The 6,100-nt window shown below is 68.2% G+C and carries 6 protein-coding genes; 4 read left to right on the top strand and 2 right to left on the bottom strand.

Going from position 1 to position 6,100, the window contains the following annotated elements; genetic code table 11:
- Nucleotides 1-756: 756 nt before the first annotated feature.
- A complete protein-coding gene (locus tag QR78_RS10210) occupies nucleotides 757-1,356 on the bottom strand; it encodes a glutathione S-transferase (RefSeq protein WP_048427404.1) in 600 nt (199 codons plus the stop codon).
- A gap of 25 nt (nucleotides 1,357-1,381) precedes the next feature.
- The gene (locus tag QR78_RS10205) at nucleotides 1,382-2,047 is read right to left on the bottom strand and encodes a GntR family transcriptional regulator (RefSeq protein WP_202972667.1); all 666 of its coding nucleotides are present in this window, start codon (nucleotides 2,045-2,047) and stop codon (nucleotides 1,382-1,384) included.
- 129 nt (nucleotides 2,048-2,176) lie between these two features.
- Here QR78_RS10205 and QR78_RS10200 point away from each other — a divergent pair, with 129 nt between their 5' ends.
- The 4 genes from QR78_RS10200 (at nucleotide 2,177) to QR78_RS10185 (ending at nucleotide 6,094) form a co-directional block, all read left to right on the top strand.
- Complete coding sequence (locus QR78_RS10200) at nucleotides 2,177-2,935, top strand: SDR family NAD(P)-dependent oxidoreductase (RefSeq protein ID WP_053220862.1); 759 nt, start codon at nucleotides 2,177-2,179, stop codon at nucleotides 2,933-2,935.
- Between the two features lie 61 nt (nucleotides 2,936-2,996).
- Nucleotides 2,997-4,211, top strand: a complete 1,215-nt coding sequence (locus QR78_RS10195) for an ABC transporter substrate-binding protein (RefSeq protein ID WP_202972668.1) — start codon at nucleotides 2,997-2,999, stop codon at nucleotides 4,209-4,211.
- 66 nt (nucleotides 4,212-4,277) lie between these two features.
- Complete coding sequence (locus QR78_RS10190) at nucleotides 4,278-5,180, top strand: branched-chain amino acid ABC transporter permease (RefSeq protein WP_048427402.1); 903 nt, start codon at nucleotides 4,278-4,280, stop codon at nucleotides 5,178-5,180.
- Nucleotides 5,177-6,094: a branched-chain amino acid ABC transporter permease gene (locus tag QR78_RS10185; RefSeq protein WP_048427401.1), complete on the top strand. Its 918-nt coding sequence runs from the start codon at nucleotides 5,177-5,179 to the stop codon at nucleotides 6,092-6,094. Before QR78_RS10190 ends, QR78_RS10185 begins: the two co-directional genes overlap by 4 nt.
- The last annotated feature ends 6 nt before the right edge of the window (nucleotides 6,095-6,100 follow it).

The following is a 6,100-nucleotide window of genomic DNA, read 5'->3' as shown; positions in this document are numbered from 1 at the left end:
GCAATCAGTCAAACAGGCTCTCAGAAAGCCATATCATGAGATTAAATGTCCGGAAAATCGTCGTGACCGGACATTGCTGCCATAGTTTGCGAGGCGCCGCTTTGGGTCAGGACCGGCGGTTCGGGCCGGGGTGAGCGCCAACCTCGCCCTATCGAGCCCGACCCTCGGCTCGCACAGTCATCACCACAGTTGCGGAAGTGCGGGCTGGCGCCGACAACGCCGCTATATCATCAGCGATCATGCCGGTCGGTGCGACAGCGTCGAATTCAGCTGACAACCGCATCAGGCAGGACAGGTTGGTTGCGGTGTGCCAAACAGCCTCCACCAGGCGATGGATCACGTCACCACGGTCGCGGACTTCCCGTTTCCAACTCGCAAAGGCTTTGCGAGCGAAGCCCGCGTATATACCCCAGGGAGATTGAGGCGAAATTCGTCGCCCGACAGCAACAATCAAGCGTCCACGACAGCGTGCCGCGTCACGAGATCATGATACACCGTCGCCACAGAAGTGTGCTACATTGCTGGTACAGGCAACCATGAAAACGCTCAAAAAACAATGTTCTATGGTGACGTGCCTCAATCCCGTAGGGCGCGCCATGCGGTGTAATCATTGAGCTATTGGCTTTTTCGGACTTTCCCGGGAGGGGCGCTAGGACCGGTTGCGATCGTGCCTCCCCGCCATGGGCGATGCGGCGGCCGGAGCCCGGTCCGGCTGACCGCGCCGTCGAAGGGCGGCTGAGCAGCCGTGCCCTGTCTTCAGCCCGCGGGCGCGGTCGCCGTCATCGAGGGGCGCTGCGCAAAATCGGCATACCATGACGCCACGCGCGGACGACCGCTGCGCCAGTCCAGATCGGGGAAGCGAAAATCCAGGTAGCCGAGACCGCACCCAAAGGTGACCGTGCCGATGTCGAGGCGCGAGCCGAGGTCCATCCTCTCCATGCTGTCGATCGCGTCTGTCACCTTCTCGATCTGACCGCGGCTCCAGTCGGCCCAGCGCAGGCTCTCTGGCCGGAGCACCGCTTCGTAGCGTGCAAGCAGGGCGGCCCCGAGCAGGCCGTCTCCCAGGGCCGCGTCAGTCAGGTTGCGCCAGCGCTCCGTGCCCGTTCCGAAGAAGCGGCCGCCGCCGAGATCGTCGAGGTACTCGCAGATCACTCGGCTGTCGTACAGGACGGTGCCGTCATCTGTGAAGAAGGTCGGGACCTGACCGATCGGGTTGTGCTGCCGGATCGTCGCGTCGCGCTGGACCGGACCAGCGGCGCTCGGCAGGCGCTCGATCCGGTCGGCAAGGCCGAGCTCGTGGGCCACCACCATGACCTTCCGGACGTAGGGCGAGGCGGGGGAGTAGTAGATCTTCATCGGGGACGTTTCTCCGGTGATCGGATCAGGCCGGCTCATCGCCGGGCTTGGGTTGAACGCGATCGAAATTGTCGCGCAGGAACAGGCCGGCGAAGTACACGTGCTCGCGCATCAGGTCCTCGGCCCGGGCCGGGTCGCGGGCGAGGAGCGCCGCCAGGATCCGGTGGTGGTCGTCGTGCGAGCGCCGGATCACCCCGTAATCGTGCCAGAGAATCACCCGGCCGGACACGAACGGGATCGAATGGGTCTGACGCACGAAGCGCTCGACCCACGGATTGCGCGAGAGCGAGATAATCGCGTCGTGGAAGCGCTCGTTCATCGCCTGGTAGGGCTGCAGGTCGCCATCCGCCAGCGCGCCGCCCGCGAGGATGCGGTCGCCCTCCTCCAGGCAGGCGCGCAGGGCCGCGGCGACCGCGTCCGGAACGCCGTTCGCCGCGGCCAGCCGGCAGGCCAGCCCCTCGATCGAGGCGCGGACCTCATAGGCGGCGAACACGTCCTCGGCCCCGAACCGCCGCACGACGTAGCCGCGCTTGGGCTGGTAATCGAGCAGGCGCTCGGTCGCCAGCAGGGTCAGGGCCGCCCGCAGGGGCGTGCGCGAGACGCCCAGACGATCGGCCAGGGGCACCTCCTCCAGCCGCTCGCCCGCCGGCAGGGTCCCGTCGAGGATCCAGCCGCGCAGGATCTCCGTCACGTCCTGAGATCGCGTTCGCATCATGGATACATAGACCCGCTTTTGACGCTCTGAAAGAGTAATTTTTCCTTGACAACAGGGATTCATGTATCCAAGTTCGACCTAACAAGAACCGAGGAGGAAACGGCCGTGAACCGCATCGCGCTCGTGACGGGAGGGGGCCGCGGCATCGGGCAGGAAGTCTGCCGCGTCCTCGCGGAGGCCGGCCTGACCGTCGCTGCCGCGGATATCGACGCGGAGTCCGCCCGCCGCAGCGCCGCCGGCCTGCCCGGCCCGGGCCATGCCGGCTACACGGTGGACGTGGCCGACGAGGCCTCTGTCGAGGCGCTGTTCGCCGCGGTCGAGGACGATCTCGGGCCGGTCGCGGTCCTGGTCTGCAATGCCGGCAAGCTCCTCCTGCACGAGGGGCGCCGGCCGCTCATCGCCGAAACCTCGCTGGCCAACTGGCACGACATGCTGGGGGTGAACGCCACCGGGACCTTCCTGTGCGCCCGCGCCTTCCTGCGGCGGCGCCAGAAGCGGCCGGTCCCGCACGGGCGGGTCGTGACCTTCTCGTCGGTGGCGGCCCAGCTCGGCGGCTACAACGCCAGCGCCGCCTACATCGCCGCCAAGGCCGCCATCCTGGGCCTCACCAAGGCGGTCGCCCGGGAGGGCGCGCCGCTCGGCATCACCGCGAACGCGGTCGCCCCGGGGCTGATCGACACCGACATGATGCGGCTCGCCGCCGGCGGAGCCGGCACGACGCCGGCCTCCACAGCCAACGTGCCGCTCGGCCGCCTCGGCCAGCCCCGCGACGTCGCCGAGGCCGTGGCGTTCCTGGCCTCGCCGGCCTCCGCCTACCTGACCGGGACCACGCTCGACGTGAACGGCGGCTACCGGATGCAGTAGATCGGGTCACGCCGACACCAAATCACGAAAAAACAAAGACGACATGAGACGGGAGGAAGCGGTGACGAAGCACAGTCTGAGCCGGATCGCGCTCGCCGTGGCGGCGCTCGCAGGCCTGGCCGCCCCGGCCCGGGCGGACGAGCCCGGGCTGACGCCGACGAGCATCAAGATCGGGATGTTCGGCCCGCTCTCGGGCGCCTCGATGGCCTACGGCTTCGACGTCATGAACGCCGCCCGGATGTACTACGACAAGATCAACAAGGAAGGCGGCATCCACGGACGCAAGATCGTGATCGTCCAGGAGGACGACCGCTGCAACGCCAACGACGTCGTCGCGGCGGTCAAGAAGCTCGTCGAGCAGGACGGCGTGTTCCTGCTCAACGGCGGATCGTGCTCCGCGCCGGTCGTCGCCGCCAAGGACTACGTCGTGCGCGCGGGCGTGCCGTGGGTGATGCTCAACGCCTCGGGCGACGGCGCGCTCTACCCGCCGCAGCCCAACATCTACGGCGCCTTCTCGATCTCGCAGCGCGCGATGGGCGGCTCGGTCGTCGAGTTCGCCAGCAAGGAGCTGAAGGCGAAGAAGATCGCCTACATCAACCACGACGACGCCTACGGCGCCTGGAACCTGGAGGGCGCCCGCTTCCAGGCCAAGGACAACGGCGTCACCTTGGTGCCCGAGTCGGTGAGCCCGTCGATCACCGACGTCACCGCCCCGGTCCTGAAGATGCGTGCCTCGGGCGCCGACGCCCTGGTAATTGCCACCTACGCCCGGCCGGCCCAACTGATCCTCAAGAAGGCGCAGGAGCTCGGCTTCAACAAGCCGATCGTCATCGCGGTGAACGCTATCGCCAACCTGAAGCAGCTCGCCGACAACGTCGGCTCGAAGGACGCCTTCCGCAACGTCTATATCGAGGAGGTGCTATCGGCCAAGCCCGGCTCGGAGAAGCTGTCCTGGATCTACGACCTCTACAAGGCGAACTATCCCGACCTCGCCGGCAAGCCCGACCACCCGCAGGTCTACATGCCCTACGGCATCCCCTCGGCGATGACCGTGGTGAAGGCGCTCCAGGCCGCCGGACCGAACCCGACCCGCGCCAAGGTGATCGAGGCCCTTGACCGCACCGATTTCGACAGCGGCGTCATGGCCGGGCCGATCGTACTGACGAAGACCGAGCACGCCGCCCAGAAGGCGTCGACCTACTTCAAGTTCGACGGAGAGGGGCTGACGGCGGTGCCTGGTAGCTTCGCCAGCCGCTGGACCTATCAGAGCCAGTAATCTCGGGCCGCTATTCTTGGCCTAATAACCTTCGACCCTTCATCTCGGGCCAGTGATCGCCAGACCATGGATTCCGACATCGTCTTCCTGTTCCTCCAGCAGGGCATCGCCTCCGGTCTGGTGACCGGCTCGGTCTACGCCCTGCTGGCGCTCGCCCTGGTGATCGTGTTCCGCACGACCGACGTGGCGAACTTCGCCGAGGGCGAGTTCTACATGGCGGCGGCCTACCTGGCGTTCTTCCTGATCGCGATCGTCGGGCTGCCGCTCTGGGCGGCGGCACCCGCGATGGTGGCCCTGATCGCCGCCGCCTCCGGCCTGTTCCAGCGGGTGGTGCTGCGGCGGGTCGCGGCGGCGCGCGGGGTCTCGGTCAACCTCGTCATCGCGACGCTGGGCCTGTCCTACGTGCTCAAGGGCGCGGTGCGCGCCACGGGCTTCGGCGACACGCCGCGCTCCTTCCCCTCGGTCGTGCCCGATGGGTCGGTCACCCTCGGCCAGGCATCCCTGAGCTACCTCGACCTCGCGATCCTCGTCACTGCGCTGGCGGTGATGGCGGCGTTCTTCGCGGTGTTCAACCTGACCCGCACCGGGCGGGCGATGCGGGCGGTCGGCATGAACCGGCGCGCCGCCCAGCTCGTCGGCATCAATCTCGGCCGCACCGAGCGGCTGGTCTGGATCTTCTCCGGCGGCATCTCGGCGATCGCCGCGATCCTGATCGCCCCGAAGCTCCTGATGACCGCCGAGATGGGGGGCGTCGTCACCCTCGCCTTCGCGGCGGCGATCGTCGGCGGGTTCACGAGCCTGCCGGGGGCGGTGGTCGGCGGCTTCATCATCGGCATCGCCGAGAACCTCGTCGGCCTCTTCGTCTCGACCCGGGCGATCACCGTCGCCCCGTTCGTGATCATCATGCTGGTCCTGATCTTCAAGCCGCAGGGTCTGTTCGGCGGCCGTCTCCGGGTGAGGAAGGTATGAGCGCGCGCACCCTCGCCGCCGTCGCGGTCCTCCTCGTCGGGCTCGGCGTCGCGCTGCCGGCGCTCGCCACCGGCTACGTCGTCTATATCGGCAACCTGCTCCTCGTCTTCGTGGTGCTGTCGCTCGGGCTCCACGTCGTCATCGGCGAGGCCGGCCAGTTCTCCCTAGCGCATGCGGCCTTCTACGGCATCGGCATCTACACGGCGGCGCTCGGCGCGGGTGTGCTGGGACTGCCGTTCTGGGCCGCCCTCCTGGCCGGCGGCCTGCTCGCGGCCCTGTGCGGGCTTGCCATCGGGGTCCTGTCCCTGCGCATGCGCGACATCTACCTGGCCCTGTCGACCTTCGCCTTCGGCGAGGCGATGCAGTGGGTCTTCCTCAACTGGACCTCGGTGACGGGCGGGCCGAACGGGCTCGCGATCCCGCCGACCTCGGTGTTCGGCCACCCGATCCTCTCCGACAAGGCCGCCTTCCCGCTCGTCGCCGGGGTGACGCTGGTCTTCGTCGCCCTGGTGGCGGGCCTGCACGCCTCGGGCCTCGGCCGCGCCTTCCGGGCGGTGCGGGAATCCGAGGTCGCGGCGGCGGCCGTCGGCATCGACGTGCGGCGCACCAAGCTCCTGGCCTTCACCCTCTCGGCCTTCCTCGCCGGGGCGGCGGGCGGCCTGTTCACCACCTTCTCGACCTTCATCCACCCCGACAGCCTCGGCTTCCAGACCACGATCCTGGTCCTGACGATGATCGTGGTCGGGGGCGTCGGCTCGGTGACGGGGGCGCTCGGCGGCGCGGTCGTGTTCGGGCTGGTCTCGGAGCTGCTGCGCCAGGTGCCGTCCTACCAGGAGATGATCTACGGCGGCATCCTGATCCTCGTGATGATGTACGCGCCGCGCGGCGTCTTCGCGCGCCTCGGCCGGCGGTGAGCACCC

The organism is Methylobacterium indicum, assembly GCF_001043895.1.
In the GTDB taxonomy this organism is placed as follows: domain Bacteria; phylum Pseudomonadota; class Alphaproteobacteria; order Rhizobiales; family Beijerinckiaceae; genus Methylobacterium; species Methylobacterium indicum.
The sequence above is the reverse complement of the archived record's forward strand: the minus strand, read 5'-3'. Positions and strand labels throughout refer to the sequence as shown.